We start from the raw sequence: 15,403 nt of genomic DNA, 5'->3' as shown, positions 1-15,403 counted from the left end.
TTACTTTCGCTGACGAGCGTAAATTTTTATCGGAGTCCCTTCAAAGCCAAAAGCTTCTCGAATTCGATTCTCTAAAAAGCGTTCATATGAAAAGTGTAATAAGTCTGGATTGTTGACAAACACCACAAAAGTAGGAGGGGCTACTGCTACTTGTGTAGCATAAAATATTCTTAGCTTCTTCCCTTTTAGAGAAGGAACTGGTTTCATCGCTAACGCATCCATAATCACTTCGTTTAGAATACTAGACTGAACACGCTTAGTATGATTTTCACTTGCTTGTAAAATATTTGGTACTAATGTATGAATACGTTTTTTCGTTTTAGCAGAAAGATAGACGATTGGTGCATAATCCAAAAATTGAAATTGCTGACGAACTTTGTCTTCAAATTCTTTCATGGTTTTCTCATCTCGATCAATAGCATCCCATTTATTTACAACGATGACAATGGCTCTTCCTGCATCATGGGCATACCCTGCGATCTTCTTGTCCTGTTCAATGATTCCCGTTTCAGCATCTAACACAACTAATACGACATCGGAACGTTCAATCGCTTTTAATGCTCTCATCACACTATATTTCTCTAATGTTTCATATACTTTACCACGTTTTCTCATTCCAGCTGTGTCAATGATAACGTAATCGCGATCATCTTTTGAAAATGATGTATCGATGGCATCTCTAGTCGTACCTTCCATTTCACTAACGATCACCCGTTCTTCTCCTAAAATCGTATTAACTAACGAGGACTTACCGACATTCGGTCTACCTATTAAGCTAAAACGAATGGTATCATCTTCTTCATCTGGAATAGCCAATTCTGGGAAGTGGTGAACAACTTCATCTAACATATCACCTAAACCTAATCCATGTGTCCCAGAAATCGGGAATGGTTCACCAAAGCCTAAAGAATAAAATTCATATATCTGGTCGCGCATATCTGGATTGTCTACTTTATTAACTGCCAATACGACCGGCTTATTTGATTTATAAAGGAGTTTGGCTACTTCCTCATCTGCTCCTGTTATGCCTTCTCGACCATTAACCATAAAAATAATGACATCAGATTCATTAATAGCTACTTCTGCTTGAGCACGCATTTGCACGAGTAATGGCTCATCCCCAAGCTCAATTCCACCTGTATCAATGATGTTGAAATTTGTATTCAGCCATTCAGCTTCTGCATAAATACGGTCCCTGGTAACTCCTGGTGTATCTTCTACAATAGAGATTCTTTCACCAACGAGTCTATTGAATATAGTTGACTTTCCGACGTTTGGACGTCCTACGACTGCTACTGTTGATTTACGCATGAAAGGATCACCCTTTCCTTTTCTATTTCGATTTCAATTTCCACTATTACGATACCTTAATGTTATTCTGATTGGCACTCTACAGACATCAGATACAAAATCATAGGCAGAGCACATCCTCTACGCTTACATGATAATATTCACATTGTAAAAACCCCTCTTGTCAAGTAAGAAGGGTTTACTCTTAACTTTTTTATTTTAGCAAAACTAGACTTCACAAACAACGCTTTTCTTCGATTCTTGTTGTGAATAGACTAATTTGCAATTTCACTTTAATGTTTCACAATAATATACAATTCATCACTTAGAGCGTGACTTATTCCATCTAAAATTGCTTCGAGATTTGATGCCAATTGGTCCATCTCCTCTTTTGACTCACAAATAAAGATTGGTGTACCACCATCAACATTGGAACGATTCGTCGTCACAGCAGCTAACACTGCCTTCTCGATCTTCATGAAGAACCCCTCTTTTGTCTATTGGTTTTAGATTCACTTGGCATACGAATCGCATTCTCAAGAACGGGAACCGCCCCTATAATATCAATGGCCCTTTGTTTATCCCTTTCTTGCGGCAAAACGAACACCCCTATCCTTCCATCGTCAAGATCTCGCTTGATAAGTGGTACAAGTGCAGGTGTACCACTATCGCGAAAAACTCCCAACGAAACAGATACATCATGTAGGATAGCTTGTCTTTGACCTAAGTTGGCAATGGTAGATCGGACATTAAAATTCTTTGGCCTTAATACGAATCCCATTCCGTATTCTACTATTTCTTCTTGCCGCTGCGGCAACCCTATGTTCATGATGTAAATATCATCTACATAAAGACCTGCTCCATCAAAATGAGGTTGTGCATATTCAATATCCACTATATCTTTAAGTGAATTCCCACTCATGTACTTTCTAATGAGTATAAAAGATACAATGGATACACCTATAGCAACCCAAATATTCCAAACCAAATAACCAAAGGTAGCTAAAAATGAGGAAAAAATAACTAAGTAATTTCGTCCTTCAAATGCAATGGCTATCCCTTCTATATATGTATTTCCTCTAGGGACTAATTCATATGCATCTAATTCTGTCAAAGTATTACGTTCCATATTGCGTACTTCCCGAAATTGACTAGCTGCAATCGTTAAGAATGTAACAGCCGTATATTCCTTCTCAATAATAGCCGGAACTGCAATCGTCCCTAATAATGCAGCAATGAACCCAAGCGACAGATGAATAACTTTACCATGTAGATAGGTTGGGTACTGTCGATAATCTGTACGAAGCATAAGAAGCCTCGCTAGAACTCCGACTACTACCCCAAAAAGGATAGGATAAGTAAATTCATTCACGGCTTCATTCCCACTTTCCTTTTAATTCGTTGAGTAATCATACCTTCTACTTCATTTACAACATATAAGAATGATGTTGTAGTTAATACCATGAAGATGACAAGACTATACATATCTAAGTATGCCATCTCACCAATTGGCTCCCTGTATCCCATTTCCCCCACGTAAATAGAGTAAATAACCTCTCCTAATACAGATCCAAGCCCCCATACCCCTATTCTCATCCATATTTGATGAACAGCCACGTACACCAATAAATAGGCAAGTAACGTAACGAGTAACAATCTCGGAAGTACTAACCATACCGGACTAACGGCTTCCCAAAACAAAGCACCTGTGTAACCTAACCCTATCGAAATCGAAATGACCACAGCTTTTACTTGTTGCTTTTGTAGGGACAAGATGACTAAAGAGCTGACTATAATAATAATTGCTGTAAGAGATATATTATACGAACCTATATTAATTGAATAGGATACACTATTTAGCAATAATAAAATTAACAATGAAGCATAAAATCTTGTAGAAGTTTTGTTAGATAAAAATGTAAACATAACCCATAAAAACCAACTGGTATAATAAAAATATATGCCCTCCATCCCAAATCCCCTCTCTATCCTTACCATTATGGTCAATTGAGATGAATCTAATCATGTATAATCTAAGAAAAACTTTGAAAACTATACTAAAAGGAGGGGTTAGATATGGGCAAAGACCGACAAGAAAAGAAACTTCGAAAAGAGCGCCGTGTCGAAAGCGACCGTGACACACAGTCACACCCAAAAGGAAGCACATTTATGGAGAATGAACAAACTGAAAACAAGAAGAAATAAAACGAAAGATACTACTAATAAGAAAAGCGTAATCCTCCTGCTAGCGACTTACAAACTCGATGGTTGCATTAACTTAAGATGACCTTCATTACTTTTTATGTGGCTACACAAGGAAACATTTTAATAATTCCTATATACACAGAAAGAGCCCCACTCGAGGCATTACTCGAGCGGGGCTTTTTCACTTACGACATTTGTTGTTGATTCAAACATCACCGTTCCATTTTACCAATTGTTTGGAGACAATAGAGTTATATTAAAACGATGGAAGCCTTTGTTCTAGCCATGTTTTGGTTCTACCTGTGAAAATATGTGGTTTTCCGTCTAACATGTAGGTATCTTTGGCACCTAAAACCATCATTGCAATGGTAAACTCGTGGTGAATGTGGTTAATTTCCTGAACTAGTGTTTCTAAATCTTCTTTCATTAAAATCCTTAATAAATGACCTGCCATACCAAAAGCATTAGCACCGAGTACAAAAGCTTTTGCTCCATCAAGTCCATTCCTCATACCACCAGATGCGATAACATTACATTCAGGAAATACACTTTTCACCTCTTTAACGGAAATGGATGAAGGAACGCCCCATTGATTGAAGGAAGAGAAAGGTTGCTTTCTACGTTTATTCTCAACTTTAGAGAAGTTTGTTCCTCCCTTACCTCCAACATCAATATAAGATACACCAATTTCCTTCAATTGACGAGCAGATTCCATTGACACACCAAAACCGACTTCTTTTATGATAACAGGTACATCCAATGCTTTTACAATTTGTTCAATCTTTTGTAATCGATTAGTGAAATCACGATCACCTTCTGGCATGATTAGTTCCTGTAACACATTCAAATGTATTTGAAGGGCATCAGCCTTAAGCATATCCACCGCTTCTTTGGCTTGGTCTAAAGTAGCTTCACTACCAATATTCGCGAAAATAATACCATTTGGATTCTCTTCACGAACAATTTCATAACTTCTTTTTTCTTTAGGATCTTTCAGCGCAGACATCTGGGAGCCCACAGCGAGTGCAATGCCTGTTTCTTTGGCAGCCATAGCCAATTGACGGTTAATATTTTCTGTTTTTTCTCCACCGCCACCAGTCATTGCATTGACAAAAAGGGGCGAACTTAAAGTAAGTTCGCCCAATTGAGTCTGCAAAGAAATATCGTCCCAATGGATATCAGTTAAACTTTGATGAATGATTTCCATTTCATCGAAGCTATTAATATCTTGTTCATCACGACTTATTGCGTGTCTAATGTGTTCTAATTTTCTTTTTGATCGACTCAATTATATCACCAAGTATTATTTTAATTTGTTTAACTTATCTCCGATGAAATCCCCTAGTTGGAATCCAGAGTCGTCATCTTTCGTATATTGCTCTACTTCTGCGCGACTTTGGTCTTCTTCTAATTCTTTAATACTTAAGGAGATTCGTTTTTCATCTTCATTTACATCCAACACTTTTACTTTAACCGTTTGTCCTTCTTCTAATACCTCTTGAGGTGTAGCGATGTGACGATTTGCAATTTGAGAAATGTGCACAAGTCCTTCAACACCAGGCAATAACTCGATAAAGGCACCAAAGTTAACTAAACGACGCACTGTTCCTTCAAGTACATCTCCTGGACGTACTTTCTCCTCAACCTGTTCCCAAGGTCCAGGCAGGGTATCTTTAAGAGATAAAGAAATACGTTCATTATCTCGGTCAACAGAAAGGACTTTCACATTAATATGTTGTCCTTCTTCCACTACATCTGAAGCTTTTTCTACGTGCTCATGGGCTAATTGGGAGATATGCACAAGACCGTCCATACCACCAAGGTCAACAAATGCACCAAAATCTGTGATTCGCTGAACTGTGCCTTCCAGCACCTGACCAGCTTCTAGAGATTGTAATAATGATTGCTTACGTGCATCATTCTCATCTTCTACTACTGCACTGTGGGAAAGGATAACGCGATTTTGTTCACGGTCTAATTCAATAACCTTTAACTTAAGCGTTTTACCTTTATATTCATTGAAGTCTTCAACATAATAAGTTTCCACTAGAGAAGCAGGGATAAAACCACGTACACCTACATCTACCACAAGTCCACCTTTAACGATATCCTTCACTTCTGCTTCAAATACTTCACCAGTTTCTAGCTTATCTTCTAGATCTTCCCATGCAGTTTCTGCATCTACTGCACGCTTGGACAATACAATCTCATCATCTTCCATTTTCTTGACCTTCAACGTTAGTTCATCACCTTCAGACACAATATCTGCAGCTTTCTCTACATGAAGACTAGATAGTTCACTGATCGGTACGATGCCTTCTACTTTATAGCCGATATCTACAAGCACTTGCTTGTCCTCGACTTTTACTACCTTACCTGTTAGTACATCTCCGACAGAAACGTTTGGCATTTCTGACATTTCTTGATTCATTTCATCCATTTACAAGACCTCCTTCAATTCCACCACAACCAGCCATAAATTTAATCCTTTGTTCTAACTTCTAATATTTATGGCATTTTGTCAAGCAAAACATACATTCTATTGCTTTTTATCCAGTAGATGTTGTATCTCTTCCATGATAACATCTGTTACTTCTTGAGAGGAAGCTTTTCTTTCTCGTAAATCGGCCATTGGTACTGGTTTTCCATATACCACGCGTAAAGGTTGTTTTGATTTATAGGATCCTACTATTGCACATGGGATGACAGTAGCCTCCGAACGAAGAGCAAAAAAACCAGCCCCTGCCAACCCTCTGCTAAGCTCACCTGTTTTACTTCTTGTTCCTTCAGGAAAAACACCTAGTGCTTGATTGTCATTTAATACATCCATTGCCTTGCGAAGAGCTTGACGATCTTTCATCCCCCTTTTAATAGGGAATGCATGCACACGTCTCAATAACCCGCCTAAGAATTTATTTTTGAACAACTCTTCTTTTGCCATAAAATAAATATCTCTGGAGTTTGTAATCCCCACGATAACAGGGTCCATATTGGAGATGTGATTCGAACAGATAATAACTGGTCCATCACTAGGTATATTCTCTTTTCCTTCTACTTTAATACGATAACGAGGATAAAAAAGAGTAGCACAAACGGATCTAGCAAAATGATATAAAGCCATAGTTATTCTTCCTCTCCTTTATGCTTAAGAACTACGCCTAATATTTTTTCAGCAACCTCTTCAATCGTTAAAGAGGTTGTATCAATTTCAATGGCATCTTCAGCTTTAAGTAATGGAGCTACTTCACGCTCTGAATCAATTTGATCTCGTTTTCGAATTTCCTCTTTTAATTGTTCAAGATTAGAGTCAAAACCTTTCTCCATATTTTCTTTATGCCTTCGTTCTGCCCGTTCATCTACAGAGGCAATTAAAAAAATCTTGACTTCCGCATCAGGAATTACATGAGTACCAATATCTCTTCCGTCCATTACTACCCCACGTTGAGCAGCTAAGTCCTGTTGTCTTTTGACCATTTCTTCTCGAACAGAACCGTGTTTAGCGACTACCGAGACATTGTTTGTAACTTGTTGAGATCTTATTTCATCCGTAACATCTCGATGGTCTAGTAATACACTTTGACTATGGTTGTTTTGTTTCAATAAGATGGAAGAATTCATCAATATATTATATACGGATGATTCATTTTCTAAAGTTATATTCTCTCTTAGTGCTTTTAATGTTAGTGCTCGGTACATAGCACCAGTGTCAATATAAATATAAGATAGCTTCGCTGCTACTCGTTTCGCTACAGTACTTTTACCTGCAGCGGCTGGGCCATCTATTGCAATTGCTAAGTTATGATTCATTGTGCATCCCTCTCTTATTCCAATCAAAAAGTAAACAAGCAGGGAATCCTGCTTGTTTATGGAGTACAGTCTTTATTCTTCAAAATGATAACACATCTTGAAAGATTCGGTCTATTGTTTCAAGAATTTCTCCTTGATACTCTTTATTCACACCAAAGTATTCATAAATTGGATGAATATAAAAGCCCATATCTGTATGTAGTAACATCCATTGTACACCCAAAAGCATCACGGCATGAAAGAATACAAGAATGACTAACCATTGTTCTATACGTTTCAATATGAATCGCTACCTTTTTTATCCTATATTGTATCCTTCCATACATCTTCTATTCAGTTTAACGAATACCTCGCTTTCTAAGAGATAATTGCTTTTCAAAACAGTAACGAATAATCGTTTGACGATCATTTTCATCAATGTTTTCAAATTCTAATGAGACCTTTTCATTATGGTCTTTATTCTCTTTCCATACGCGTATTACCCTTGATTTTGTATAGATATAATGCATTTCACCAGAGGATAATGGAATAATGAACCATACTTCAAGAAGCTGATTTTGTTCTATTGTATGTGCGGAAGGAGAAATAATGGCTGCACCTCCACCACTAATATCTGCTGTAACGGTTGTAAATGGTGTAACTGTTTCGTTCACACCATGAACACTTGCGTCAACAGAGCTCTCCACTCTTACATATTTTCTACGTTGTATACGAAGCAATTTTTCTTTTTCAGGAAAGTGCAGCGTTAAAACTGGTATGGTAAGTTTCCTTCTCCCACGTACATCCGTATGAAAGACATATACTGAACCATCTGTTCCAACAAATGTTACTTTAAATTGAGTACCTTCAAGAAAAAAACCAGTTTTCCCTGACTGTTCATTAACTGGGTAATCAATATAAAGCACGCCTTCTTCTTCTTCCACGACTTTTGAGCGGTAGGTTTCAAGATGATTGTCATGTGCATTCTTTAGTTCTAAAGTAATAGGCATTCCGATTTTAATCAAGCTCTTTCCCTCTCTCCCTATCGGTTGTGAGCATCTATTCATTATTATGGCAAAAAAATCAAAAAAGGGAAAGACAAGTTTCATCTTTCCCTAAGCAGTTTGACCAAATTTCATTTCAGATTGCTTCAATTTCTCTACTTTTTCTTCAGTGCCATCCTTTGCATTTATAAAAATCCGATAGGTACTTTCACCCATAGTACCAACAAATTCATAACATAAAACCTCTTCATTAAGATCATTTTCAATAAGAGCTAAGTGATGTTCCTGAATTTTTACATTTGGATTTACATTTTCTTTTGCTTTTTCTTCTGAGAGAGCAGGTTTTGGAAAAGATCGTTGCTCATGATTTCTTAAAAAGTCTCTAGCGGAAAGACCTAATACATCTCCATTATCCAAAGCAACTTTAACTTGCATCGAGTCCGGATAGACTCTTACTTCGTCTTGGACGTATAGAAAACTATAAACCCCTATGTTGTCATATTGACTACTTTGAAAAGCTTCCATTCCCTTATACTCATGCCTTTTTAAAAATTCCTCTGCTTTATTTAACCCTTTATAAAGGCTTAATTCCTGTTCTTTTACTTTCCTATCGACCATGATATCAATGGGATTGCCACCTTTAATCGTCATATCCATATATCCGTTCTTTCTATCTCCACGATAAGAAATACTGTAGGTAGGGATTTCAGCCCCTTTCCCACTTTTTGTCATGGTGATGTTTGCACCTTCAGGTATAGAAAAGATGTTTTTTGTTTTTTCTTTGGCTTCCTCTTCTGACAAATCTTCCCCCTTCACAAATCTAAATTCATGATTATCATTTGTAGCTCCTGTAAACATAGGACCTAGATCACCTTCAGAATACCCTTCAACGTTTTTTTCGACTGTTTTAAATCCATCAATAATTTTGTTGTCACTCTTATCTTCCGTCGCTAACGCTAACTCAACATCCATCCACTTTAAATTCTCATTCAATACAGTATGTTGAACTTTCCTTAACTCATTTTTAATTTCTCCAGATTGTTTGTATAACTTGTTAAGCATGGAAACTTCATCATCCGACAAAGGTTTTTTGCTTAAGTCTCTTATCGCAGTCCTATAACTAAATTCACCGATGTTCGCTAAAAATTCTTCCGTTTTATTAAAAGGTAATAGCACTAACGGAAGTTGACCTACATCATTGTGAGCTTCAGAAGTTAATCTCCAAATATCAGCTAACTGAGGTGATAGCTGTTTTTGAGTGTTCATCGCTAAAACAGTACCCATTTTGTCGTGGAGTAACTCCATTTGATATGTTAAATCATGAAAAGCTCTCTGATACGAATTCTCTGCCTGAACAAGTATGGCGTTTTTTTCTTTGTGCTCTTGATAACCCCATACTCCTGTTCCAACTATTCCAAGAGCCAGCACGCCTATTAATAACCAGCGAATCATACCCCCACTTCCTTTCCTCGTTTATTTTGCGAAAATGTGTTTTCCTATCTTCTTAATTTGAGGTCTACTCCAAATCCAATCTGACGTAGCTGTATTTGGATTAAAGTAGTAGATAGCTTGCCCAGAAGGATCCCAACCATTAAGAGCATCAATAACTGCTTCTTTTGACTTTTCATCTGGGGTTAACCAAATCTGACCGTCTGCTACTGCTGTAAAAGCTCTTGGTTCAAATATGACGCCTGATACCGAATTCGGAAAAGAAGCGTTCTCAACTCGATTCAATATGACGGCAGCGACTGCAACTTGTCCTACATAAGGCTCTCCACGCGCCTCTCCATGTACTGCATTCGCCATCAATTGAATGTCATTCTGAGAATAACCTGATGGTATGTTCACAGCTGTTGCACCAGATTTTTCTTTAGCTTGTTGCTCCCCCTGCTCTGCCTTTTGTTGATTTCCTTGATTTGTTGTCTGAGGTTGACCTCCATCTTCTGTTTGAATTTCTTTTGGTACACCACCATAATAAGTAAAGTCCTTGCCTGAACGAATTTTTTGTTTCACATATTGTTTGTCATATTTCGTTGCTGCCACTAGTTTTTGCTTCGTTTCTCCACCTAGTAACCCATCAATCTTCAAACCAAAATCCTGTTGAAAATTTCGTAGAGCCCAATATGTTCCCCAACCAAATACGCCATCAATGTTCCCATTGTAAAAACCTATATACTGTAATCTCGCTTGCAATTCTATAACATCATCACCTGTTGCCCCTTTTTGTAAAGTTCGTTGACTGAAGGCTTGTGTTTCCTCCATATAGCTAGATGGTATAGAAATAGATAGCACCACGAGTAACAGTACGATTGAAATGATCCGAATAAGTTTCATTGCTGCTCCTCCTGATATAAATGATCTAGTTGTCGCATCTAGTTTTTGAAACTACAGTGCTTTTATACATAACTTGTGGCTAAATAAGAATGAGTACCTTGCAACTTTCCAGAACGATTGTAAAAAAGATAAAAAAATACAGCCTACTATATACGGTAGACTGTTTCTAAGCTTTCCATTTTCGTTTTTCAATTGGAATAACGTTTTCTCTCCTTTGGTTGGTTGTCTTTATTTTATGAAGTGCCATAAACCAAAGCATAATCATAAAAGGGATTAATACATATATCACATTACTACTCTGAACTTCTAACACTATATCATAGAAACCATGTAAAATTGCTGGTATTAAAAGCGCAACCGTAAGAACCTTATATTGATTTTTAACAGCTCCTACCTTGGCTCTTCCCATATAATACCCCATCAACACTCCTAGAAGTGCATGACAAGACACTGGAAATAAAGCCCTTAAAAAAGCGAGTGATATACCATTAGCTAATAAATACAAAAGATTTTCTACCGTAGCAAAGCCAAGGCTGATGGAAACCCCATAAACTATTCCATCATAACGACCCTCAAACTCCGTGTGTTTATATATTGCATACAAGAAGATAAACCACTTAAAGAACTCTTCCAATGCACCAGATAACAAAAATGATTTTAGGAATGGTGTCTGAGCTACACCTTCCTGTTCAAAAGCGTATTGAATAAACATAATAGGAAAAACCAATAATGCACCCAATATAAACGTTCGTAGTACCTTGGAAAAGGGCTCAGAATCAAAACGGTCCTTTAAATAAACAAAGGCAAGCAAGGAAAAACCTGGTGCAACCGCTGCAGATAAAATTGCAAACAAGACCGTCACTCCCCTTCCATTCACATCTATTCCATCGTATCATGAACATATTGGAAATAAAATACTAACTTAATGAGTAGGTGATAGAAGTGAAAAATGTTCTGATTATACATACAGGTGGAACTATTTCTATGAAGGAAGATAAAGATACTGGAGAAGTTTCACCAGCAACGGAACATCCCTTATATGAGGTAGTACCCTCTTTAGCAGAGTTCGCACATATAAAAGATGAAGTTTTATTTCATATTCCCTCCCCTCATATGACACCAAAAAATATGCTGCAGTTAGGATCAAGGATTCATGAACAACTAGCTACTGAAGATTATGATGGAATCGTCGTTACTCATGGTACAGATACACTAGAAGAGACAGCTTACTTCTTAGATTTGTATTTACAAACACGTAAGCCTGTAGTTGTAACAGGAGCAATGAGATCGATAAATGAGATTGGTTCTGATGGACTTTATAATCTGATTACCTCTGTAAGAGTAGCTTGTTCTGAAGAGGCTAAGGATAAAGGTGTCCTTGTAGTCATGAATGATGAAATTCACACAGCTCAAAACGTTACGAAGACTTCTACAAGTAATGTGGCAACCTTTCAAAGCCCACAATATGGCCCAATAGGTATGGTGACAAAACGAGGGACTTTTTTCCATCATACGTTAACGAAACATGAGTCCTATCCTATTCAAACAATCTCAACCCATGTAGCGCTGTTAAAAACGTACGCCGGAATGGATCAATCCATTTTAGAAGCTATTCGAACAACTAATATAGATGGGTTAGTTATAGAAGCTTTAGGGCAAGGAAATATCCCCCCTGCATTGGTTAAACCTCTTCGGGATATTGTGAATTCAGGTACACCTGTTGTACTTGTATCTAGGTGCTATCAAGGTATCGTTCAAGATATTTATAGCTATGAAGGTGGAGGAAAACAATTGAAGGATATGGGGGTAATTTTTTCAAATGGTCTTACAGGACCTAAAGCTAGAATAAAACTAATGATTTCATTAGAACTAACTCGTAATCCACACGATCTAGTGGCAATATTTGCCTAGTTAGTAGATCTTACAAAAATAACATTAAGGTGATTGGATAAATACAGACTTAATCTATTTGAAAAAGATAAAAGAAAAATACCATGTATGATACTACGTTACTGACACTGAATCTAAACCTCTAAGAGGCACATGTTTTCATCGAAAAAAGGGGCTGGGACACCCAGTTCTAAAGACGAATGATAATAAGAAAACAGAAATTTATAAAGAAAAATTCCGAACTATTTCGAATCCTCATAAAGAAGATTTCGAATTATAGTTCGGATTTTTAATAGGCTAAAGCAATTATGTCGCAGCCTCTTTTTCCTTTATTATAATTGTTCTCCACAAATGGCCTTAGCAATAAACTCACCATGATGTCGTCCATTTTCAATAAAGATTTCATTATTGTTATACCCAGCTGCAATAACACCTGCAATAAAAAGACCTGGTACATTTGTTTCCATCGTTTCGTCATGAAAACTAGGTCTACCAGTATCTTCTTCAATAGTGATTCCCATTTGCTTTAAAAAGCTATGGTCTGGATGATATCCAGTCATGGCAAACACAAAATCATTTTCCACTTCATACGTTTGCCCATTTACTTCGTAAAATACTTTATCTTCCGTAATTTCTGTTACGGTAGCATTAAACTCCATTTTAATGTCTTCTTTTTGCACTAAAGCATCAAATTCAGGTAGAATCCACGGCTTAACACTTTTAGAGTATTCAGCACCACGATATAGAACAGTAACCCGAGCTCCTGCTTTGACAAGCTCTAGTGTCGTATCTACGGCTGAGTTCTTGCCCCCAATGACAACTACTTCTTTATCAAAATAAGGGTGAGGTTCCTTGAAATAGTGCATAACCTTATCTAAAGTCTCACCTTTAATTCCCATATAATTCGGTTGATCATAGTAGCCAGTGGCAATAATCACTTTATTTGCAATATATTCAACTTGCTCACCATTTTTCTTTAGTGTACATAAGTGGAAGTGATAATCTTCTTTATTAACTTTCTCAACTTTTTCAAAAGCATTTATACGTAAGTTTTTACGTTGTGCTACAGCACGATAATAGGCTAAAGCCTGGTTCCGAACCGGCTTTTTATGTTCCGTGATAAACGGCATCTGGCCAATTTCTAATTTTTCACTGGAACTAAAAAACATTTGATGGGTTGGGTAATTGTGAATAGAATTTACCACATTCCCTTTTTCTATAAGGAGAGGATTTATGCCACGCTCTTGAAGTTCAATAGCGGCAGACATACCACAAGGACCAGCTCCAATAATAATCACTTCTTCTTTTTGCACTTTATTTCACTCCTCTTAGATGAAAACAGCTTAGAATTTTTCTGAATGGAATAAGATTTTTTATTATATAACGTATAGCTCATCTTTATTTACAAAATAAAAGCATCTCCTACCAACATTATGATAGGAGATGCTAAGTAAAGTTTCAAGCTATATCCATCCACGGAAGCGTGCTGCTTCTGCCATCTTCCTTACGCCAACCATGTACGACGCAAGACGCATATCAATTCGTCTTGTTTCTGCTGTATTATATACTGAGTTAAACCCTTTCACCATAACTTTATGAAGCTTTTCTTCCACTTCTTCTTCGCTCCAATAATAGCCTTGGTTGTTTTGTACCCATTCAAAATAAGAAACGGTTACTCCTCCAGCTGATGCTAAAACGTCAGGGACAAGTAGGATTTCACGTTCTGAAAGGATCTTAGTAGCTTCTAATGTGGTTGGGCCATTTGCTGCTTCAACTACAATACTTGCTTTTATATTATGAGCATTCTCTTCTGTAATTTGATTCTCAATAGCTGCTGGTACTAAGATATCACAATCCAATTCAAGCAGTTCTTGATTTGAAATGGTATTTTTGAAGAGGTTAGTGACCGCCCCAAAACTATCACGACGATCTAATAAGTAATCAATGTCCAAACCTTCTGGATCATGTAAGGCACCATATGCGTCTGAAATGCCTATAACTTTTGCACCCTTATGATGCATGAATTTCGCTAAGAAGCTACCAGCGTTTCCAAATCCTTGAATAACGACTCGAGCACCTTTAATGTTAATGTCTTTCTTTTTTGCTGCTTCTTCGATACAGATAGTAACTCCCTTTGCTGTAGCTGACTCACGACCATGTGAACCACCCAATACAATAGGTTTACCTGTGATGAATCCAGGGTTATTAAATTCGTCAATACGACTGTATTCATCCATCATCCAAGCCATGATTTGAGAATTTGTAAAGACGTCTGGTGCAGGTATATCTTTTGTAGGTCCTACAATTTGACTTATCGAACGAACGTATCCACGACTTAACCCTTCTAATTCTCTGAAGGACATTTCTCTTGGATCACAAACAATGCCTCCCTTACCTCCACCATAAGGAAGGTCAACAATGCCTGCTTTTAAGCTCATCCAAATAGAAAGAGCTTTCACTTCTTTTTCTGTTACATTTGGATGGAATCGAACCCCACCCTTTGTCGGACCTACAGCATCATTATGCTGAGCTCTGTAGCCCGTAAATATTTTAATAGAGCCATTATCCATACGTACTGGAATACGTACTGACATCATTCGAACTGGTTCTTTTAATAATTCAAAAACCTCTTTTGGATAACCTAGTTTCTCTAGAGCATTACTTACTACTGTTTGTGTTGATTTTAATACATCCATCTTTTCATTGTTATTTTCATTTGCAGAATCAGTTGCTTTATCGGCTACCATGAACTTACCTCCCATGAATAATCAGTTCAGTCAAAGTCATCCTGTTTCTATACAGCAATTAGTATACATGTTCTATTCACATATGCAACAGGATATAAACAATTATGCTCATTTAAAAGCTGTAAGCGATTTCATTATAAGTGGGTT

Annotated in this window: 17 protein-coding genes; 2 read left to right on the top strand and 15 right to left on the bottom strand. The window is 37.2% G+C overall.

The window, feature by feature from the left end:
• The 4 genes from der to GLW08_RS17310 all read right to left on the bottom strand — a co-directional run bounded on the left by der (position 1) and on the right by GLW08_RS17310 (position 3,261).
• The gene (gene der / locus GLW08_RS17325) at positions 1 to 1,311 is read right to left on the bottom strand and encodes a ribosome biogenesis GTPase Der (protein WP_160849909.1); all 1,311 of its coding nucleotides are present in this window, start codon (positions 1,309 to 1,311) and stop codon (positions 1 to 3) included.
• A gap of 272 nt (positions 1,312 to 1,583) precedes the next feature.
• Complete coding sequence (locus GLW08_RS17320; protein WP_160849908.1) at positions 1,584 to 1,769, bottom strand: capping complex subunit for YIEGIA; 186 nt, start codon at positions 1,767 to 1,769, stop codon at positions 1,584 to 1,586.
• A complete protein-coding gene (locus tag GLW08_RS17315; RefSeq protein ID WP_160849907.1) occupies positions 1,766 to 2,662 on the bottom strand; it encodes a YIEGIA domain-containing protein in 897 nt (298 codons plus the stop codon). Before GLW08_RS17315 ends, GLW08_RS17320 begins: the two co-directional genes overlap by 4 nt.
• Positions 2,659 to 3,261, bottom strand: coding sequence for a YphA family membrane protein (locus GLW08_RS17310; protein ID WP_160849906.1), 603 nt, complete (start codon positions 3,259 to 3,261; stop codon positions 2,659 to 2,661). Before GLW08_RS17310 ends, GLW08_RS17315 begins: the two co-directional genes overlap by 4 nt.
• A 105-nt stretch (positions 3,262 to 3,366) precedes the next feature.
• Here GLW08_RS17310 and GLW08_RS17305 point away from each other — a divergent pair, with 105 nt between their 5' ends.
• Positions 3,367 to 3,495, top strand: coding sequence for a YpzI family protein (locus tag GLW08_RS17305; RefSeq protein ID WP_160849905.1), 129 nt, complete (start codon positions 3,367 to 3,369; stop codon positions 3,493 to 3,495).
• Positions 3,496 to 3,751: 256 nt separating this feature from the next.
• Here the strand turns inward: GLW08_RS17305 and fni are convergent, their stop codons facing one another.
• The 9 genes from fni to prsW form a co-directional block, all read right to left on the bottom strand.
• Positions 3,752 to 4,783 carry a type 2 isopentenyl-diphosphate Delta-isomerase gene (gene fni / locus GLW08_RS17300; RefSeq protein WP_160849904.1) on the bottom strand — a complete coding sequence of 344 codons (1,032 nt, stop codon included), beginning with the start codon at positions 4,781 to 4,783 and terminating at the stop codon, positions 3,752 to 3,754.
• A gap of 15 nt (positions 4,784 to 4,798) precedes the next feature.
• Positions 4,799 to 5,935, bottom strand: a complete 1,137-nt coding sequence (gene rpsA / locus GLW08_RS17295) for a 30S ribosomal protein S1 (RefSeq protein ID WP_160849903.1) — start codon at positions 5,933 to 5,935, stop codon at positions 4,799 to 4,801.
• 99 nt (positions 5,936 to 6,034) lie between these two features.
• On the bottom strand, positions 6,035 to 6,616 hold the full coding sequence (locus GLW08_RS17290; RefSeq protein WP_160849902.1) for a lysophospholipid acyltransferase family protein: 582 nt from the start codon (positions 6,614 to 6,616) through the stop codon (positions 6,035 to 6,037).
• A 2-nt stretch (positions 6,617 to 6,618) separates the two neighbouring features.
• Positions 6,619 to 7,302 (bottom strand): (d)CMP kinase, encoded by a 684-nt coding sequence (gene cmk, locus GLW08_RS17285; protein ID WP_160849901.1) that lies wholly within the window; start codon positions 7,300 to 7,302, stop codon positions 6,619 to 6,621.
• 79 nt (positions 7,303 to 7,381) lie between these two features.
• Positions 7,382 to 7,582 carry a DUF5359 family protein gene (locus GLW08_RS17280; protein WP_160849900.1) on the bottom strand — a complete coding sequence of 67 codons (201 nt, stop codon included), beginning with the start codon at positions 7,580 to 7,582 and terminating at the stop codon, positions 7,382 to 7,384.
• A gap of 58 nt (positions 7,583 to 7,640) precedes the next feature.
• Positions 7,641 to 8,306, bottom strand: coding sequence for a flagellar brake protein (locus tag GLW08_RS17275; protein WP_160849899.1), 666 nt, complete (start codon positions 8,304 to 8,306; stop codon positions 7,641 to 7,643).
• 90 nt (positions 8,307 to 8,396) lie between these two features.
• On the bottom strand, positions 8,397 to 9,737 hold the full coding sequence (gene ypeB / locus GLW08_RS17270; protein WP_160849898.1) for a germination protein YpeB: 1,341 nt from the start codon (positions 9,735 to 9,737) through the stop codon (positions 8,397 to 8,399).
• A 21-nt stretch (positions 9,738 to 9,758) separates the two neighbouring features.
• Complete coding sequence (sleB, locus tag GLW08_RS17265; RefSeq protein ID WP_160849897.1) at positions 9,759 to 10,619, bottom strand: spore cortex-lytic enzyme; 861 nt, start codon at positions 10,617 to 10,619, stop codon at positions 9,759 to 9,761.
• Between the two features lie 166 nt (positions 10,620 to 10,785).
• On the bottom strand, positions 10,786 to 11,472 hold the full coding sequence (gene prsW, locus GLW08_RS17260) for a glutamic-type intramembrane protease PrsW (RefSeq protein ID WP_160849896.1): 687 nt from the start codon (positions 11,470 to 11,472) through the stop codon (positions 10,786 to 10,788).
• 89 nt (positions 11,473 to 11,561) lie between these two features.
• On the opposite strand from prsW, the gene GLW08_RS17255 reads away from it, so the two are divergent.
• On the top strand, positions 11,562 to 12,530 hold the full coding sequence (locus tag GLW08_RS17255; RefSeq protein ID WP_160849895.1) for an asparaginase domain-containing protein: 969 nt from the start codon (positions 11,562 to 11,564) through the stop codon (positions 12,528 to 12,530).
• Between the two features lie 311 nt (positions 12,531 to 12,841).
• Here GLW08_RS17255 and GLW08_RS17250 read toward each other — a convergent pair whose 3' ends face one another.
• Positions 12,842 to 13,822, bottom strand: a complete 981-nt coding sequence (locus tag GLW08_RS17250) for a YpdA family putative bacillithiol disulfide reductase (RefSeq protein WP_160849894.1) — start codon at positions 13,820 to 13,822, stop codon at positions 12,842 to 12,844.
• A gap of 150 nt (positions 13,823 to 13,972) precedes the next feature.
• Entirely contained in the window at positions 13,973 to 15,256 is a 1,284-nt protein-coding gene (locus tag GLW08_RS17245) for a Glu/Leu/Phe/Val family dehydrogenase (protein ID WP_160849893.1), read from the bottom strand.
• Between the last annotated feature and the right edge of the window lie 147 nt (positions 15,257 to 15,403).

The sequence above is a fragment of the Pontibacillus yanchengensis genome (genome assembly GCF_009856295.1).
GTDB classification, from domain to species: Bacteria; Bacillota; Bacilli; order Bacillales; family BH030062; genus Pontibacillus; species Pontibacillus yanchengensis_A.
Note: the sequence above shows the minus strand (reverse complement) of the source record. Positions and strands in the feature narration are given on the sequence as shown.

Bases quoted from the DNA above. Each gene is read 5' to 3' on its own strand.
- sleB (WP_160849897.1), bottom strand. From the start codon at position 10,619: ATGAAACTTATTCGGATCATTTCAATCGTACTGTTACTCGTGGTGCTA.
- cmk (WP_160849901.1), bottom strand. From the start codon at position 7,302: ATGAATCATAACTTAGCAATTGCAATAGATGGCCCAGCCGCTGCAGGT.
- GLW08_RS17310 (WP_160849906.1), bottom strand. From the start codon at position 3,261: ATGGAGGGCATATATTTTTATTATACCAGTTGGTTTTTATGGGTTATG.
- GLW08_RS17320 (WP_160849908.1), bottom strand. From the start codon at position 1,769: ATGAAGATCGAGAAGGCAGTGTTAGCTGCTGTGACGACGAATCGTTCC.
- ypeB (WP_160849898.1), bottom strand. From the start codon at position 9,737: ATGATTCGCTGGTTATTAATAGGCGTGCTGGCTCTTGGAATAGTTGGA.
- rpsA (WP_160849903.1), bottom strand. From the start codon at position 5,935: ATGGATGAAATGAATCAAGAAATGTCAGAAATGCCAAACGTTTCTGTC.
- GLW08_RS17305 (WP_160849905.1), top strand. From the start codon at position 3,367: ATGGGCAAAGACCGACAAGAAAAGAAACTTCGAAAAGAGCGCCGTGTC.
- GLW08_RS17290 (WP_160849902.1), bottom strand. From the start codon at position 6,616: ATGGCTTTATATCATTTTGCTAGATCCGTTTGTGCTACTCTTTTTTAT.
- der (WP_160849909.1), bottom strand. From the start codon at position 1,311: ATGCGTAAATCAACAGTAGCAGTCGTAGGACGTCCAAACGTCGGAAAG.
- GLW08_RS17245 (WP_160849893.1), bottom strand. From the start codon at position 15,256: ATGGTAGCCGATAAAGCAACTGATTCTGCAAATGAAAATAACAATGAA.